A 16,545-nucleotide genomic window follows, 5' to 3' on the forward strand; every position below is an offset into this window, starting at 1 on the left:
GGTGGACATCGTCGTCGAAGGCCTGGTGAAGCAGTTCCAAGCCGACCATGACCTCGACGCGCTCGCTCCAGACGAAGCGTTCGAGGCGTTTGCCGGCTTCTGCGTGCTCAGCTCGTTTTACGAGGGTGGATTTCCACCGGACGTGTTCCGGATGGGCGGCGGCAACGACTACGGCATTGATGTGTGCGGAATCCTGGTCAACGGTGTCCTGTTGCGCGATGCGGCCGAGGTGCGGGCGGCCACCGAACAGGCCCGGCAGTTGGATGTGCACATCATCGTGGTGCAGGCCAAGACCAGTCCGAAATTCGAGACGAAGGTGATCGCCGACCTGGCAGACAACCTCTCCCACGTGGTCGGCACCGGTGAATTACCCTACCCGGCGTCGCCCGACGTGGAAAACCTGCGCACCTGCCTCGACGCGGTATACGCCAATATCGCGAAGTTCTCCGGCGGCCGGCCTCGGTTGCATGTCCGCTACGTCACCACCGGCAATCAGGTAGCAGAGATGCTGCATCGCAAGTCGGCGTCGGCCACGCGCAACCTGATGCGGCCGGGTCGGTTCGACTCCGTCGAGATCGAATGTGTCACCCGCGACGAGCTTTGTGAGCTGTACAAGCGGGCGACCCAGGCCGTACCCGCGACGTTCGACATGCCGAAGAAGCTCTCGCTGCCGCGAATGCCGGGCGTCGAGCAGTCCCTGCTTGGTCTGCTCTCCGCGCAGGAACTGGTGGCCAAGGTGTTGACCGATCCGACCGGGCACATTCGCAAAGCGTTGTTCCATGAGAATGTGCGGGACTTCCAGGGCTACAACGGCGTCAACGGCCAGATCCGCGACACGGTCCGGGACGAGCACGGCCACCGTCGTTTCGCGGTGCTCAACAACGGCGTCACCATCGTCACCCGCAAGCTCCGGGTTGTCGGCGACGAGGTGCACATCCGCGATTTCCAGGTCGTCAACGGCTGCCAGACCTGCCACGTGCTGTTCGACGAGCGGGACCGGCTCTCCGACGACGTGCAGATCAGCGTCCGGGTGGTGCACAGCGAGGATGAGGAGGTCATCGCCGGCATCATCGCGGCGACGAATCGGCAGACTGCGGTAAGCGAGGACGATCTCTCCTCCCGGGAAGACTTCCACAAGCGGTTGGAGGACTGGTTCGCCGCACAGGAACCGTCCCGCAGGCTTTGGTACGAGCGACGGTCCAAGCAATACGCGACCCGGCAGGACGTCGAAAAGACCAGGGTGATCAACCGCGCGCAGCTCACCCGCGCATACGCGGCGATGTTTCTCGGCGCGCCGTCGGAAGTCGGCCACTACCGGGATCTGACCACGCAGCGCCGCAGCGAGCTCTTCCAGCCGGAGCATCTACCGGACCCGTACTACGTTGCGGCCGCAATGCACTACCGCATGGAGTGGCTTCTGCGCACACGCCGGATCGGGACGACGTTCCGGCCGGCCCGCTATCACCTCATGGCAGCGCTGCGCTGGCAGATGCTGGGGCCGGACCGGCTGGCGTCCCCTCCACGGCGCGCCGCCGAGCAGTGTCGCCGGATGGTCGAGCTCGTCTGGGACCCCGGTGCTGCCGAACGGGCTGTCGTGAAGCTCCTGCCCACATTCCACCGGATCATGGCGGAGGAGGAGGCCGCGGGAGTGCCTCCCGGCGAGATGGTCCGCAACCGCCGATTCACCGAGGCCATACGCTCTGCCGTCCTCCCCGAGGGCCGCCGCGGCGACGGGGCGTCCTGAACCGGTCAGGCCACGAACGACGCGCCGGTTCGTCGTCCGACGCTGACCACCCGACGCAGCCCCGCCGCGATCAGCTCGAACACGCACTCACCTGCCTCTCGGCACGGACGTGAGCCCGCTAGCGTGTCGTCATGGGGAAAGCGGAGCTGGACGAGCTTGTCGTTGCCGACGCCGACGGGCTGCGCGCGTGGCTGGCCGAGCACCACGCCACGTCCTCCGGGGTGTGGCTCGCCCTGACCAGGAAGAGCGGCACCGTCACCACGCTGACCTGGCAGCAGGCCGTCGACGAGGGGCTGTGCTTCGGCTGGATCGACGGCCAGGGTCGCAAGGGCGACGAGCAGACCTCGTGGATCCGGTTCACCCCGCGGACGGCCCGCAGCTCCTGGTCGAAGCGCAACGTCGAGCACGTGGCCCGGCTTGCGGCGCAAGGGCGGATCATGCCGGCAGGGCGGGCGGCGGTGGAAGCCGCCCAGGCGGACGGCCGGTGGGCCGCGGCGTACGCCCCGCCGTCCGAGGCCGAGGTCCCGGCGGACCTTGCGGCGGCCGTCGCGGCGGAACCGGCCGCCCAGGCCATGTTCGACGTTCTGACCAAGACCAACCGGTTCGCCCTGATCTACCGGCTGAACGCGGTCAAGCGGGCGGAGACCCGCGAACGGAAGATCGGCGAGTTCGTGGCGATGCTGGCCCGGCACGAGACGATCCACCCGCAGAAGGCGAAGCCCGAGACCGGACCGTCCGCCTGAGGCGGGCTCGCATGCCCGCAGAATCGGAACTTCGAGCCCTGCAAACGCGGAAAATTTTGCCTGCAGATGCGGAAAACGTCGCCCGGAAAAGGCGGGATGAGCTGCCGGCGAACTGACCGGTCACTCGACCGGTTCATAGCCGTCCGATGGCCATGCCGCTACAGTCTGCGGTGTCCGTATGCGGTCCGACAGGCTTCCAGCTTCTAGATATGCCTCCCATCCGCACGATCGATTCGTGCTGCCCGGGGGCAACCATCCATGTCGGCGTTCCGCGTGTCCGCGGCCGGTCTTCTCCGTCTGGCCACCGAGGGCACCCTCGCTGACCGCGTCGCCGAGCAGGTCCGCGTGAGCGGGCACGGAGTCGGTCCCGCCGAACGCAGGTCGTGGGAGCGCAGTCTGTCGATCCTGGCGCAGGATCTGGCCGATGCCGGCCTGAACGACGTCGAGGTACTGGTCGAATACCAGTTGCCACTCACCAGCCGGCGTGTCGACGCCGTGTTGGCGGGCGTTCACCCCCGCACCGGCGAGGACTCGTTCGTTGTGGTCGAGCTCAAACAGTGGTCCTACGCCACCTGTTACGACGACTCCGACACCCTGGTGGACGTAGAGCACGTGGCCGGTCCGCGGCTGCATCCGGGCATCCAGGTCGGCGACTATTGCGAATACCTCACCGACTTCCTCGGCCTGCTCGCCGACCACGGCAACCAGATACGCGGGGCGGCTTACCTGCACAACGCCGTCGACCGCGACGTGTCCGAACTGCTGGACCGGCCCGTCACCGAACAAAGCCACGTATTCACCAAGCAGCGCCGCGCAGATTTCCTGGATCACCTGCGCGGCTGCCTCGACCCCGAGAAACCCGGCGCGGCCCCGGCCGACCGCTTTCTCTCCAGCACCGTCCGCCCCAGCCGGCACCTCCTGACGTACGCGGCCCGCGAACTCAAGGACCGCTCGCACTTCACCCTGCTCGACGAACAACGGGTGGCGTACGAGTTGGTGCTGCATGCCGTGGAACGCGCCCGCCGCGCGGACCACAAGAGTGTCGTCGTGGTCGCCGGCGGGCCGGGCAGCGGCAAGAGTGTCATCGCGCTCAGCCTGCTCGGCGAGCTCGCCCGCCGGGGTCATACCGCCCTGCACGCCACCGGATCGAAGTCCTTCACTCAGACCCTGCGCCGCTACGCCGGCAAGGGATCCACCCGGCTGAAGAATCTGTTCCTGTACTTCAACAGTTTCATGACAGCCGAGCGCAACGGCATCGAGGTGCTCATCTGCGATGAGGCACACCGGATCCGGGAGACATCGATCAACCGCTTCACTCGCTCAGCGCAGCGCCGGGATGCCCGCGCACAGGTGGAGGAACTCCTGGCCGCCGCCCGAGTACCGGTGTTCCTCCTCGACGAACACCAGGTGGTCAAGCCGGGTGAACTCGGCGACGTCGACATCATCACCACGTACGCGAAGCGAATGAATCTCGATGTCGAGATGGTCTCGCTGCACGACCAGTTCCGCTGCGGCGGCAGCGAGGCGTACGAAGAATGGGTCCTCGCCCTGCTCGGCCTCGACGGCGGCCGGCCGGAGGAATGGACCGGCGATGGACGCTTCGACCTGCGCATCGCCGACAGCCCGGCAGAGATGGAGGCTTTTCTCAGCGCCAAGCAGGGGGCTGGCGAGACCGCCCGGATGACCGCCGGCTACTGCTGGCCGTGGAGCGACCCCCGACCCGACGAGACCCTCGTCGAGGACGTCAATCTTGACGGCTGGTCACGACCGTGGAACGTGAAGAACAACCGAAGCGTGGGAGAAGCACCCGGGAGCCCTTACTGGGCAACAGATCCTGCGGGTTTCGGCCAGGTCGGGTGCGTCTACACCGCGCAAGGCTTCGAGTACGAATGGTCCGGCGTCATCATCGGCCCGGATCTGGTGGCACGCGATGGGCGTCTGGTGACCCGCCGGGACGAATGCAAGGATCCTGCGTTCAAGAGCCGCAGGTCAGTGAGCGACGCCGAGGCGGACCGGTTGATCCGCAACACCTACAAGGTCTTGCTGACGCGCGGCATGCGGGGAACGGTCATATACGCAGCCGATCACGAGACCCGGACCTTCTTGGCCAGGCTGGTGCAGGTGCGCCGCACCCTGGAGACCGTCTATCAGTGACATCGCACGACCACCGCCTCGGCAACTGGCGGACGCCGTCCAGGCGCTCATCGAGTCCGGCGACCTTCTCCCGGACCGGCCCGTCCCGTCGGAAAACCGGCTCGTGCAGCAGTACGGCATCGCGCGGGGAACCGCCCGCAAGTCGATCCAGTTGCTGCGGGAACGCGGTCTGGTGGTGACCGTCGTCGGACGCGGGACCTACGTGGCGCGCCGCCCTACGGCCGGGCCTGACCGGCCCTGACTCTCCGGCTCCTGAACAGGGTCGCTGCGACTGAACAGGGTCGCTGCGACGCGACGGGCAGCACCAGACCGCGGAGGCCGAGTCCGCGGCGGAGCAAAGGGGCTGTCGCTCAGACGGACCAGGCCCGGACGATGTCGTCGGGTCCCCAGATCAGATCGACGGCCTCGGCGGGAAGGTCGGTCCCGGAGCGGCTGACGATGGCGAGGCCACTGGTGCCGGGCTGGAATCCGGGAATCATCGGGGCGTCGCGGCGCAGGTCGTCGAGATGGTGCCGGTCGAATGGGCCGTCCTGCCACTTGATGGAACCCGCGAAGGCGATGCGTGTGGCGATCGGGATGCGGTCGGCTCCGACCAGGTCGATCTCCGGGTTGGCTTGCCGGTTCCACCAGCCGCCGACTTCCCACGTGTCGGTCCAGGGCAGCTTCCCGGCACCGGCGGCGACGGCGAGCGCGTCGCGGATGAGCGGTTCGACGGCGTTTCCGCGCCAGGCGGACCAGCGGGCTTCAAGCATGGCGCGGGCGGCAGCGGTCCGGTCGCGCAGGACCAACTGATGCACGTCACGGAGGATGGCGAGGTACAGGCACAGGTTGCTGTCGGCGATCCGGTATTGAGCCAGCTTGCTCGGCTTGGTCGACAGGGGCCTGTCGACGGCGAGGATGCGCTTCTCGTCGATGAGCCGGTGAAGCAACGGAGACAGGGTGCCGGAACTGATCGGTCCGCCACGGTCGCCCGCCGCCACGGCGATGTTGCTGAACGTGCGGCCGCCGCTCCCACCGACTGCTTCCAGAACGCGCCGCGCGGCGTCCGGGGTGGGGAACTCCGACGCCAAGGACTGTTCCGGGACGGTGAACAACGCCGAGGTCTTGTTGGCGATCTCCGCACTGAGGAAATCGGCGGGCGGCGCGCCCGGCGACCACTCCAAGCAGATGCCGGGCAATCCGCCGGTGATCAGGTGGGCGTCGATGGCGTCCGCGCCGCTCAGCCTGGTCACGGCAGCGGTTTCGGCGAGGTTGAAAGGGCCGAGGACCATGTTGGCGGCGCGGCCGTAGAACGGCCGGTCATACTCGGTAAACCGCTGCATCATGTGCAGGTCGCTGCCGAGAAGCAGCAGCAGAACGGGTTTGCCGGAGATGAGCCGGTCCCAGGCGACCTGCAAATGCCCATCGAAGGTCGAGTCCTGCTCGGCGAGCCAGGGTAGTTCGTCAAACACCACGATGCTCGGTGTTTCGGGCAGCACGCCGGCGAAGGTTCGCAGCATGTCTCCCCAACCACCCGAAGGCGGCTGGGTCGGCAGAAGGTCTCGGCCGGCGGGGGTGAGCAGCGACGAGTCGCGCAGGTCCGTGAGGAGATGGCCGACCGATTCGGTGCTCGACGCGCCCTTGACCGCGGTGTAGAAGCAATACGGCAGGCCCGCCCGGTCGCAGAGCTCCTGGACGAGCCGGGACTTCCCGACCTGGCGACGCCCGCGCACGGCGACGGCGCGGCCTTCGCCCGTACGTCGCACGCGGTCCAGATCCTTGCCGAGCAGATCGAGCTCGGCGCGCCGCCCCACGAACATCGGCATCTCCGAAGCTAGATCGGATCTTACTTCGGAACAGTCTACCTAACTCGGCACTCTCGGCGCCCGCGCAGCCAAGATCCTCGATCCGCCAGCCCTTGACCGATTCGTCATCGAAGCGCTTCGATGGCCATGCTGGCGCGCCCAGGTGACACCCCTCGGCGGGGCGTGGACCGGAGACACCGCCGGTGCCAGCGCTCGGACCGTACGAGAGGAAGTTCCATGAGATCGACAGCAAGGAGGGCCGGGGTCGCGTTCGTCGCCGCCGCCCTGGCCTTCGCCGGCGCCGCGTACGGCGCCACCCGGCCGGCATCGGCCGACGTCGCCGCCCGGCTGACCGCTCCTCAACTGGTTGCCGACATGGGCGCCGGCTGGAATCTGGGAAACCAGTTGGAGGCCAACGCCAACGGAATCCCCAGCGAGACGGCGTGGGGCAACCCGGTCGTCACGCAGGCCCTCATCAACCGGGTGAAGGCCTCGGGGTTCACGACGATCCGCATCCCGGTGTCCTATTTGGGGAAGATCGGCGCCGGCCCGAACTACACGGTCGACTCCGCCTGGCTGAACAGGATCGCCGAAGTCGTCAACTACGCGTACAACCAGGGCCTCTACGTGCTGATCAACATGCACGGCGACGGTTACAAGACGGTCACCGGCTCCTGGCTGATCTGCGATTCCGCCGACCAGACGACGATCAAGGACAAGTATCAGAAGGTCTGGCAGCAGATCGCGACGAAGTTCCAGAGCTACAACGAGCACCTGATCTTCGAGTCCATGAACGAGGAGTTCGACGGGCAGTACGGCAATCCGACCTCGGCGTGCTACTCGAACATCAACGCCTACAACCAGATCTTCGTGGACACCGTCCGCAGAACCGGCGGCACCAATGCGTCGCGGTGGCTGCTCGTCCCGGGCTGGAACACCAACATCGAATACACCGCCGGCGATTACGGCTTCGTGCTGCCCACCGACCAGTATCGGTCCAGCTCCATTCCCAGCGGTGAGCAGCGGATCATGATCTCGGTCCACTACTACGATCCGTGGGACTTCACCGGCCAGGAGGACGGCAACATCACGCAATGGGGATCGGCCGCGACGAACCCGGCGAAGACGTCGACCTGGGGGCAGGAAGACTACATGGACACCATGCTGAAGAAGATGCACGACGCCTTCGTCGTACGTGGATATCCGGTGTTCGTCGGCGAATACGGCTCGATCGACAAGACGACCTTCGACTCGGCCAACAACACGTACCGGGCGAACTTCGCCGGCGCTCTGGTGTCCACCGCCAAGAAGTACGGCGCGGCCACCGCCTACTGGGACAACGGCTATAACGGGCAGTACGGCTTCGGCCTGTTCAACCGCAGTTCCGCGACGGTGACCCAGCAGGGCATCATCAACGCCATCATCACCGCCGCCGGCAGCACCCCGCCGCCGACCACACCCACCACGCCGCCGACCACCACACCCACGACGCCACCCACCACGCCACCGACGACCGGGCCAGGCGGCACCTGTCGGGTCGGCAACGCGGTCAACGCGTGGAACACCGGGCTGACCAACAACATCACCATCACCAACACCGGCACCGCCGCCGTCAACGGCTGGACCCTGACCTTCACGCTGCCCGCCGGGCAGACGATCGTCTCCGGCTGGAGCGCCACCTACTCCCCGACCAGCGGCACGGTGACCGCGACCAACGCCGGCTACAACGGCTCCCTGCCGGCGGGAGGCTCGACCACCATCGGATATCAGGCCAACCACACCGGCAACGCGGCGGCCCCCACCGGCTTCCGCCTCAACGGCACCACCTGCAACTGACCAACGCCGATGGGCCCCGGGGCCGCCGCGAGGCAGTCCCGGGGCCTGCGCCCGGCGTGACGCCGGCTCATTGACGGAACCGCTTTCATAGAAGATCGTGGATGCTTAGCTCGACGCGCGATGCGTCGCCCTCACGATCGAGGTACCGATGATCAGGTTCTCGCTCTTCCCGTGGTCACGTCCCCGACGGCTGATCGCCCTCGGAGCAGGCGTGCTGCTCGCCGCCCTCGGCACCGGGCTCATGACGCCCGGCGGTGCCGCAGCGGCCGTCCCGGACACCACCGAGCTGGCCTACTACGACGTCACATCGTCACCGTCCACGACCGCCCGCTGGCTGGCCGCCGACCTCGCCCGGCGCGGCTACGACGTGCTCGAAGGGCCACTGACCGACGGCGTACCGATTCTGGCGACCGCAGCCGACACCCGGCGGTTGCGCGGCCTGGGGCTGACGGTGCGCTACGCGGGGCCGCTGTACCAGCCGGTTCCGGCATCGGTCCAGGCGGCGGCGAACACGTTCTACGGCGGCTACCACACCGTCGCCGGGCACGAGGCCCACGACCAGCAAGTCGCCACGGCCCATCCCGACCTGGCCGTGCTGCGGACGATCGGGCGGTCGTGGCTGAAGTCCCAGGGGCGCGGTGGCCACGACATCCAGGCCCTGTGCATCACCAAGATCACTTCCGGCGACTGCGCCCTGAACACCAGCGGGTCGAAGCCGAAGTTCACGCTCATGGCGCAGATGCACGCCCGCGAACTCGCCACGGGTGAGCTGGCGTACCGCTGGATCGACTACCTGGTCGGCAACTACGGCACGGACACCGCCGTGACGCGGCTGATGGACACCACCGAGCTGTGGGTCATTCCGATCGCCAACCCGGACGGCGTCGACATCGTCTCGTCAAACTCGACCCGCCCGGTCTCGCAACGCAAGAACGCCCACGACAACGGCTGCACGGGCACCGGCCTCGGTGTCGACCTCAATCGCAACTCGAGCTACCACTGGGACGTCAACCAGGGCACCCGGTGCAGCGAGACCTATCCCGGCGCCGGTGCCGCCAGCGAACCGGAAACCCAGGGCATCCAGACGTTCCTGAGCCAGATCTACCGCGACACCAAGCCCACCGCCGATTTCTCGGCGGCCACCACCGCCACCACCGGTACGTTCCTCACCCTGCACAGCTACGCCGAGCTGAACATTTACCCGTACGGCTGGACCAACTCGCTCGCGCCGAACAACACCGACCTCAGGGCGATGGCCACCACCATGAGCCGTGCCAACGGGTACGACGCGGTGCACGGTGACGGCGGCCTGAACTACTTCGCCCCGGGCGCCACCGACGACTGGATCTACGGCACGCTGGGCGTCCCCGGCTTCACCATCGAGGTCGGCCCCAACGGCTCCTCGTGCAGCGGTTTCTTCCCCCAGTACTCCTGCATGACATCGTTCTGGAACCTCAACCTGCCGGCCTTCATGGCCTTGGGCAACGCCGCGGCTCACCCCTACCCGACCGGCGGCTGACGGGCAACGGCCGGCGGGCGATGGTCAGGGCGCGACGGCGTTCATCTTGGCCAGCGCCCGGCGGCCGACGTCCTGGGTCGTCGCGGTGTCGATCGCGCCCCGCGCCGTCTGGACCACGAAGATCAGGGCACCTCCACGCCGGATGAGGGCCAAGTCCACATTGATCGTGATGCCGGACAGCGTGGCCGTGGTACGCAGGGCGAACGTGTCGTCGCCCAGCTTCGGGAAGGACAACGCGGTCAGGTACAGCTCGTAGGGAACTCCGTCGGCCGTCGTACTCGTCATCTTCTGGCAGGCGGTCACGGCATCGGAGTATTCGGTGACCAATTCCCGCGCCGCGGGCTCGGTCAGCGGCAGGATGCCCTCGACGACGTCCGTGCCGCTCGGTGAGACGAACCCTGCGGAAATGTCATCCATCGCGGCGGTCTTCCTGATGACTGCCGCATACTTCGGACATTGCGCATCGCCGTCATCGTCGAGAGAGCCCTTGGCGGACGACGAAGTGTCGGGCTTGGCACTCCAGCCCGTCGGCAGGTCAGTCACGGTCAGAAGAGCGTCCTTCGCCTTCGCCGCGGACACCTCACGAGCCGATGTCTGCTGACCATCACCGTGCGGTGCCGGCTGGTCGACGGTGTCGGCCCGGTCGTGACCCGCGTCGGCGCAGCCGACGGTGACCATGACGGCTGCGGTTGCGAGCACCCCGCGAAGTCTCATGTGCACTTCCCCGCAAGCGCAGCGCGCGACGACATGGCAGAGGATCATAGCGTCCTCGTCGTACCGTCGCCGCCCCGAACATGCTGCCCAGCTAGCCCAGGGTTGACGTCCTGAAGAACCGAAGGCCGGCGCACCGGACAGCCTGCTCGACACCTACCACGAGGAGCGACACCCGGCGGGCACCACCGCGCTCAGGTGGTCGATGGCGCAGACCGAGGCTCTCAAACCCGGCCCGCGGCGCGCGGCCATCCGCTTGTCGGGCGCCGCCTGCCCAGTCTCAACCTCGTCACCGAACGCGACCAAACCGAGAGGTGCAGATGGCCAGGCAACGAATGTGAGATGAGCCCGATGACGGAGATGGGATCGCGACCCGCGCGACGTCTCGACGGCCGTAGGGAGTCACCGATAGTCGTCAATCGCACACTTCGTCCGAACGGGTGACGTGGCCTCGTGGTTGCCTGGGCGTGGGAGGAGGTGACTCGCGTCAACCACGGCCCGTCCTGAGCGGTTTGGACGCTGTGGCGCGAGTACCGGCCGGCTCAAGCGGCCGCACCGCGCGGCTCGAACCCCACTTTGAGACTCACGTCCAGCGCCGCTGCCAGCCGCTCCAGCACCATCAAGGTCGGAACGGTCCCGCCAGCCTCGAATCGGGCGACCGCGGACTGCGTCATTCCCGATTCCTTAGCAAGTTGAGTCTGGCTCCAACCTCGGCGCTCGCGAAGCTCCCGAACGGAACGCCCGAGCTCGAATGCCAGGCGCGCCGCGTCGTACGCCTCAGCGGCACCGGGCTCAGACAACCGCCGCTCCCGCATCGCGGCCCAACCGCCACTTTCGCTCATGACCTAGCCTTCCTCGTCTACGACTTCGTGCGCCTCATCGATGCACCGCGCCAATGCCCGGCGCGCCCGGTCGATCTCCCGCTCGTCCCGCATGCGCGCCTTGTGAAAGACCGTCAACAGGATGATCCTCCTGTCGGTGGCGATCCAGTACGTGATCCGAACTGCGCGGCGATCCAGGTGGAATCGCAGTTCGCGCAGCTTGCGGTCGAGCTGCTTGGTGTAGGGCTCGCCCAGCAGCGACCCTTGCTCAGAGAGCAGATCGATGTAAAACGCCGCGTGGGCGAAGTGAGCGGTCGGCAGGCTTTCCAGCCACTTCTCCACCTCTGGTTCCAGCTCAACAGCTCCCCACGCCATAGCAGAGATGCTATATCGTGCCGAACCGGGAAGCGAGCCCTACCGTCAACCGGACCACGGACAACGGCGCTGGTTCGCGCAATGCCACTTTTGACCAGCATGAACACGCAGGTCAGGCGTGGAGTGGACCGGACGATGCGCCATGCGAACCGCACCGTCACCGTGTATGGCGATCCGTTGGCGGGACGTTTGACCAGATCAAGGTCCGGAGGGATCGCCTGACGTTATCCGCTGGACCCTAAATCTGATAATCAGATACCGTGGTGGTATGCGGACCATGACCGCCACCGAGGCATCACGGAACTTCTCCGATCTGCTCGACGCAATCGAGCACGGGGAGACCGTGACCATCACCCGTGGCAACCACCCTGTGGCCGAGATCGGGCCGGCCCGCCGCCGGACCGGTGCTGACCTCCGCGCCGCCCTTGCCGGGATCCCCGAACCCGACGACCGGTTCGCCGACGACATCGCAGCGGCGGTTGCCCTGCTCGAGTCCCAGCATGGTGACCCGTGGGCCGACGCCTGATCCTCGACACCAACGTCCTGATCGCGTACGAGCGCGGCACGATCGACCAGTCAGCCCTCGACAACGACGAGCTCGCCGTCGCCGCGATCACCATCGCTGAATACCGAGTCGGGATCGAGCTGGCCGACACTGCCGAACGTGCCGCGTCGCGGGCCCGCGCCCTGGCCGCGATCGAAAGTGCGGTAGACGTCCTCGCCTACACCGAGATGACCGCTGTCCAGCATGCCCGCCTCATCGCCCACGTGCGCAGAACCGGCACCCCGCGCGGCGCTCACGATCTCATCATCGCGGCCCATGCCGCCGAGACCGGGCGAACCGTCCTGACTGGCGACCTCAAGGCTGGCTTCGCCGGGCTTCCTGGAGTCCTTTCCATCGACGTTCCATAGGTAGCAGCCGTTTACGACGCGCTCGCGGTTCGCTCAACGCCACGCCCGCCCGCGCGATTTCGCAGGCCAGGGGGTCGAGATGGCGTCGTACTTCAGCCGCGAATTTGGGCACGCCGGTGCGTTGTAGAAGGACGAGGATCTCTAGCAGGGTATTCGGCGCTCGTCGGTAGGACGCGGCTTGGTGACGAAGCACGTTCATGGTCAGGCCGGGGTAGAGATCGAGTTGGTCGAGAAGGAAGTCGTCGGGATGGATGGCTGCGATGTCGTAGGGCTTGAGGGCCCGCTCGCGGAAAGTCGCTGGGCAACGTGGAATTGATGGGCCACATGGCCGAGGCCAGGCATGTCCTGGTCATCTTTGGTCGAACTCAGCGTGGCCGCGCCGCCGGTTCACCACGTGCTTACGTAGGCTGTCGACGGGTCTTCGCTTGGCAGGCCCGGCGATGGAGAAGACGTGGGTGTGAACGGCGAACTGGAACGGCTTGGCCCGACCGGGTTTCAGGACTTGGCAGCCTGCCTAGCGGTAGCGCACTTCGGTCCTGGAGTCCAGGTCATGGGAGCCGGCCGCGACGGTGGTCGTGACCTGTATCACCGGGGTCAGCTCATCTGGCAGATGACGAAAGACCTGCCCGGCGAGATATGGGACGGCTACACCGTTCTGCAGGTCAAGCACATGGCCTCGCCCTTGAGCGAGCATCAGGAGAATGCGGCCTGGCTGTGGGGCCAGGTCCGTAAGGAACTCGAAGCCTGGTCGGACCCGGACGGTGACCGCACCACTGTTCCTGACTTCCTGATCGTCATCACGAACGTGCTGCTGACCCCGTTCCCCAATGTCGGCGGGCATGATGTTCTCCAGTCCAACATCGACGGCTATCTCACCAAGCTCAAGGACGCCAGCCGCGACATCGCCGGAGACGCCGCCGGTCGGCGGAAAGCACGGCTGCAGCGACTTGCGCGAATCAGAAAGGTTCGCGTGTGGGACGGCAACCAGGTCCATGCCCTGCTCAACCTGCATCCAAGAATCCGTGACGCGTTCCCCGGCTTCCTCACTGCGGGCGATGTTTTCACCGCGCTGCGGCAGTTCTCTGACAGGATCCCGCTGCACGACCTCGAGACTGGGCTGCGCGAACACGCCAAGACCGCGTTGGCCGGCGAAGGTTTGATCTACTTCGACGAAGCCGGTAGCGGGGATGTTCGCGGCATCCCGGTGCACGAGATCGTCATCGACTTGCCCGTCACCTCAGTCTCTGGCCCGCATCGGAGCAGCGTCGTCAAGTATGTGCTCGACCGCGCAGAGCATGTGCTGAAGCCTGGCCTCACCATTCAGGATCCACCACGGCATCTGATCATCACCGGCGCCCCGGGCAACGGCAAGACGACCATCTCCAAGTTCCTGGTCCAAGCGTTCCGCGCGGCGATGCTGCACGATTCCGACGCACTCAGCCAGGACCACCGCGCCGTCATCCGTGGCACAGCGGCGGCCCTGGGTCGGTTCGGGCGCGAGCTGCCCCGGAACCGCCGCTGGCCTATGCGTATCGATCTCGCCGCCTACGCACAGGAAGGCGGCCTCAACGACGACTCGACGCTGCTGAAGTGGATCGCACACAAGGTCTCACGTCGTTCGGACATGGGCGACGTCACAGCATGGACGCTCAAGACCTGGATGACCCGCTGGCCTTGGATGCTCGTGCTCGACGGACTTGACGAAGTCACCGAACCGGAAATCCGCAAACGCCTGATCGCTCGCGTCACCGAGTTCGTCAACGACGCCGAGGCCAACCACTGCGACATGATGGTGGTCCTGACGACCCGCCCGATCGGCTACACCGAGAACATCGCACCGAACCACTTCGAACGCATCGACCTCGACGACCTCGAATTGACCGAAGCTGTCCGTTACGGCGACCTCGCGACTCGCGTCCGTCTTGGCAAAGACCTCGACCGCATTGAACGCGTCCGCAAACGCCTACGCACCGCCGCCGCCGACGAAGCCCTGCAACACCTGTTGCGGACCCCGCTGCAAGTCCTGATCCTCACCATCATCATCGACGGCGCTGGCCAACTCGCCCCGGACCGCTACAGTTTGTTCCGCACCTACTACGACACCGTCTTCAAACGAGAACGCGACAAGCCGGCGGGACTGCACAAGATCCTCCAAGAGCACGGTCCTCAAATCCAACTCCTGCACGAGGCCGTCGGCTTCGAACTGCAGATTCGCAGCGAATCAGGGCACCGCTCCTACGCCACCCTCACCCGCGAAGAACTCCGCCAGCTCACGTGGCAGGTTCTGCACGATTCCGGATTCCAACCCGCCGGCAAAGACGCGCCGCTGCTGGACCAGATCTTCGACGCCGCCACCAAAAGGCTCGTCCTGATCGCGCCCCGAGGCGACGAAGGGTACGGCTTTGACGTCCGATCGCTACAGGAACTCATGGCTGGCATGCACCTGAGTTCCGGCCCGCTCGACGACGTACTCGTCCGGCTCCGCGCCGCCGCCGCGAGCCCGTTCTGGCGCAACACATGGCTGTTCGCGGCCGGGAGGCTGTTCTCCACCCCACAGCGGCACCAGCACGAAGGCGTAACCGGGCTCATTGAAACAGTCGACGACCACACCCCTCATCGCCTCGGCGACGTGGTGCCGGTAGGCCCACGGCTGGCACTTGACGTGATCGACGACGGAATGGCCCGCTCACAACCCCGATTCCGCGACCGCCTCTTGCGCCACGGCATGCGTGTCCTCTGGGAACCCAGCCCACCGGACCTCGCGGCGATCACCAAACGGCTGGTGCGCTACGCCAACACCGGCGACGACCAACGAACAGCAGTCGCCGACCGACTGCGCGACGCGCTCAGCGCCGCCCCTACGTCCCAGGCCACTGCGCTCGCCCTGCAACAGGTCGTTCTAGGGATAGCCGACGAGTTGCGGGCACATACCGACGTCCGGAGTCTGCGATTCGTCAAAGCCCGCAATACGCCTGCCCCAGAGTCCGGCGGCGATCTCCGATGGGACAACTTCGACGACGAGATCAACACCGCACCGGTCAGAGGAAGCCAAACTGTGTTACTCCAAACGGCCGCAGCCGCCCTGCGTCGCGGTCGCGTCGGTGAAACCACGGCTGACGACGTCGCCGCGATCGAGCAGGCCCTCGACGCTCCTCCTGTGGCAGCCGTGCTTGCTGCAGCATTGGCTCACGTCGCAGCGTATGAACCCCAGCTCATAATGTCGTTGCGCGATGACATTCTGCCGACGCTGAGTCGCCGTCCGATCGGAGAACAACTCCGGAAGCTAATGCCTGAGAACGACTAGCACGCCGTCATATCGGCCCAGCCGACTGCCGGGACTCGAACTCTGGCCTTTTGAGCATGTCCGCAGCTCAAAGCATGCCTCACGGTCAGCACGAAATGGACATTCTTCGTGAATGCCATATCGTGGGGCGGGCGGGACTCGAACCCGGGACCGAGGGATTCGGAAGGACTCGATCATGACCAGCGGAACCGCCGCACGGCAGCGCACCAGCAGATGGGCCATCGCCTCACTCGTGCTCGGCCTCGCCGCGCTGTTCTTCTTCGTGCTCGCCCCGCTCGGCCTGCCCCTCGCGGTGCTCACGATCATCGTCGGCGGCTGCTCCATCCTCGACATCCGCCGCAACGACACCGGCGGCTACGGCCTAGCCGCCGCCGGGATCCTGCTCGGCATCATCGCCCTGGGCATCATCGCCACCACCGCCCCGTGACGGCACCGGCGGCCGGGCGTCCGCAGACTCCCTGGCCATCGGCTCGTACCACGTCCACGACAGGAACCGCACATAGAGCCGCCGCGGGTCCACGTCGGCCAGGTCGCCGACCGCCTCATACAGTCGGCCCGCCATGTACCGGGCGCGCTCCGGGCCGTCCAGGTCACGCGAGATGCGCCGCTTGCCCGACTCGCACGGCCACGGCTCGCCGCACA

General features: G+C 66.5%; 15 protein-coding genes and 1 pseudogene. 10 read left to right on the plus strand and 6 right to left on the minus strand.

Translation table 11 applies throughout. The features are described from left to right. The first annotated feature begins 1 nt into the window (after position 1). From IEY73_RS11840 to IEY73_RS11855, 4 genes are all read left to right on the plus strand, one after another. A complete protein-coding gene (locus IEY73_RS11840; RefSeq protein ID WP_189079205.1) occupies positions 2–1,744 on the plus strand; it encodes an AIPR family protein in 1,743 nt (580 codons plus the stop codon). 131 nt (positions 1,745–1,875) lie between these two features. Next, positions 1,876–2,487, plus strand: a complete 612-nt coding sequence (locus IEY73_RS11845; protein WP_189079206.1) for a YdeI/OmpD-associated family protein — start codon at positions 1,876–1,878, stop codon at positions 2,485–2,487. Between the two features lie 258 nt (positions 2,488–2,745). Next, positions 2,746–4,641 carry a DUF2075 domain-containing protein gene (locus IEY73_RS11850; RefSeq protein ID WP_189079207.1) on the plus strand — a complete coding sequence of 632 codons (1,896 nt, stop codon included), beginning with the start codon at positions 2,746–2,748 and terminating at the stop codon, positions 4,639–4,641. Between the two features lie 25 nt (positions 4,642–4,666). Beyond that, on the plus strand, positions 4,667–4,882 hold the full coding sequence (locus IEY73_RS11855; RefSeq protein WP_268240437.1) for a GntR family transcriptional regulator: 216 nt from the start codon (positions 4,667–4,669) through the stop codon (positions 4,880–4,882). 109 nt (positions 4,883–4,991) lie between these two features. Here the strand turns inward: IEY73_RS11855 and IEY73_RS11860 are convergent, their stop codons facing one another. Next, a complete protein-coding gene (locus IEY73_RS11860; protein ID WP_229715767.1) occupies positions 4,992–6,446 on the minus strand; it encodes an ATP-binding protein in 1,455 nt (484 codons plus the stop codon). Positions 6,447–6,662: 216 nt separating this feature from the next. Here IEY73_RS11860 and IEY73_RS11865 point away from each other — a divergent pair, with 216 nt between their 5' ends. Next, the gene (locus tag IEY73_RS11865) at positions 6,663–8,261 is read left to right on the plus strand and encodes a cellulase family glycosylhydrolase (protein ID WP_189079208.1); all 1,599 of its coding nucleotides are present in this window, start codon (positions 6,663–6,665) and stop codon (positions 8,259–8,261) included. Between the two features lie 148 nt (positions 8,262–8,409). Continuing rightward, positions 8,410–9,780, plus strand: coding sequence for a M14 family zinc carboxypeptidase (locus IEY73_RS11870; RefSeq protein ID WP_189079209.1), 1,371 nt, complete (start codon positions 8,410–8,412; stop codon positions 9,778–9,780). A 24-nt stretch (positions 9,781–9,804) separates the two neighbouring features. Here the strand turns inward: IEY73_RS11870 and IEY73_RS11875 are convergent, their stop codons facing one another. From IEY73_RS11875 to IEY73_RS11885, 3 genes are all read right to left on the minus strand, one after another. Beyond that, a complete protein-coding gene (locus IEY73_RS11875) occupies positions 9,805–10,458 on the minus strand; it encodes a hypothetical protein (protein WP_189079210.1) in 654 nt (217 codons plus the stop codon). Between the two features lie 575 nt (positions 10,459–11,033). Then, positions 11,034–11,333, minus strand: coding sequence for a helix-turn-helix domain-containing protein (locus IEY73_RS11880; RefSeq protein WP_189079211.1), 300 nt, complete (start codon positions 11,331–11,333; stop codon positions 11,034–11,036). A 3-nt stretch (positions 11,334–11,336) separates the two neighbouring features. Next, positions 11,337–11,687, minus strand: a complete 351-nt coding sequence (locus IEY73_RS11885) for a type II toxin-antitoxin system RelE/ParE family toxin (protein ID WP_189079212.1) — start codon at positions 11,685–11,687, stop codon at positions 11,337–11,339. Positions 11,688–11,955: 268 nt separating this feature from the next. On the opposite strand from IEY73_RS11885, the gene IEY73_RS11890 reads away from it, so the two are divergent. Continuing rightward, positions 11,956–12,213: a type II toxin-antitoxin system Phd/YefM family antitoxin gene (locus IEY73_RS11890; protein WP_189079213.1), complete on the plus strand. Its 258-nt coding sequence runs from the start codon at positions 11,956–11,958 to the stop codon at positions 12,211–12,213. Then, entirely contained in the window at positions 12,198–12,599 is a 402-nt protein-coding gene (locus IEY73_RS11895) for a PIN domain-containing protein (RefSeq protein WP_189079214.1), read from the plus strand. The genes IEY73_RS11890 and IEY73_RS11895 overlap by 16 nt, the downstream gene beginning before the upstream one ends. Here IEY73_RS11895 and IEY73_RS34550 read toward each other — a convergent pair. Next, positions 12,547–12,912 (minus strand): VapC50 family PIN domain-containing toxin, encoded by a 366-nt coding sequence (locus IEY73_RS34550; protein WP_505744144.1) that lies wholly within the window; start codon positions 12,910–12,912, stop codon positions 12,547–12,549. The genes IEY73_RS11895 and IEY73_RS34550 overlap by 53 nt on opposite strands. 138 nt (positions 12,913–13,050) lie before the next feature. On the opposite strand from IEY73_RS34550, the gene IEY73_RS11900 reads away from it, so the two are divergent. Both IEY73_RS11900 and IEY73_RS11905 read left to right on the plus strand, forming a co-directional pair. Beyond that, positions 13,051–15,903 carry an NACHT domain-containing protein gene (locus IEY73_RS11900; protein ID WP_189079215.1) on the plus strand — a complete coding sequence of 951 codons (2,853 nt, stop codon included), beginning with the start codon at positions 13,051–13,053 and terminating at the stop codon, positions 15,901–15,903. Between the two features lie 175 nt (positions 15,904–16,078). Beyond that, positions 16,079–16,330: a DUF4190 domain-containing protein gene (locus tag IEY73_RS11905; protein ID WP_189079216.1), complete on the plus strand. Its 252-nt coding sequence runs from the start codon at positions 16,079–16,081 to the stop codon at positions 16,328–16,330. Here IEY73_RS11905 and IEY73_RS33525 read toward each other — a convergent pair. Further along, positions 16,265–16,545: pseudogene (locus IEY73_RS33525) on the minus strand (hypothetical protein); the annotation flags it as partial. The gene IEY73_RS11905 and the pseudogene IEY73_RS33525 overlap by 66 nt on opposite strands.

This window comes from Mangrovihabitans endophyticus (genome assembly GCF_014646155.1).
Classification (GTDB): Bacteria; Actinomycetota; Actinomycetes; order Mycobacteriales; family Micromonosporaceae; genus Actinoplanes; species Actinoplanes endophyticus.

Excerpts from the sequence above, each read along its gene's own strand:
- IEY73_RS11845 (WP_189079206.1), top strand. The coding sequence starts at position 1,876 with ATGGGGAAAGCGGAGCTGGACGAGCTTGTCGTTGCCGACGCCGACGGG.
- IEY73_RS11850 (WP_189079207.1), top strand. The coding sequence starts at position 2,746 with ATGTCGGCGTTCCGCGTGTCCGCGGCCGGTCTTCTCCGTCTGGCCACC.
- IEY73_RS11860 (WP_229715767.1), bottom strand. The coding sequence starts at position 6,446 with ATGCCGATGTTCGTGGGGCGGCGCGCCGAGCTCGATCTGCTCGGCAAG.
- IEY73_RS11865 (WP_189079208.1), top strand. The coding sequence starts at position 6,663 with ATGAGATCGACAGCAAGGAGGGCCGGGGTCGCGTTCGTCGCCGCCGCC.
- IEY73_RS11870 (WP_189079209.1), top strand. The coding sequence starts at position 8,410 with ATGATCAGGTTCTCGCTCTTCCCGTGGTCACGTCCCCGACGGCTGATC.
- IEY73_RS11875 (WP_189079210.1), bottom strand. The coding sequence starts at position 10,458 with ATGGTCACCGTCGGCTGCGCCGACGCGGGTCACGACCGGGCCGACACC.
- IEY73_RS11880 (WP_189079211.1), bottom strand. The coding sequence starts at position 11,333 with ATGAGCGAAAGTGGCGGTTGGGCCGCGATGCGGGAGCGGCGGTTGTCT.
- IEY73_RS11885 (WP_189079212.1), bottom strand. The coding sequence starts at position 11,687 with ATGGCGTGGGGAGCTGTTGAGCTGGAACCAGAGGTGGAGAAGTGGCTG.
- IEY73_RS11890 (WP_189079213.1), top strand. The coding sequence starts at position 11,956 with ATGCGGACCATGACCGCCACCGAGGCATCACGGAACTTCTCCGATCTG.
- IEY73_RS11905 (WP_189079216.1), top strand. The coding sequence starts at position 16,079 with ATGACCAGCGGAACCGCCGCACGGCAGCGCACCAGCAGATGGGCCATC.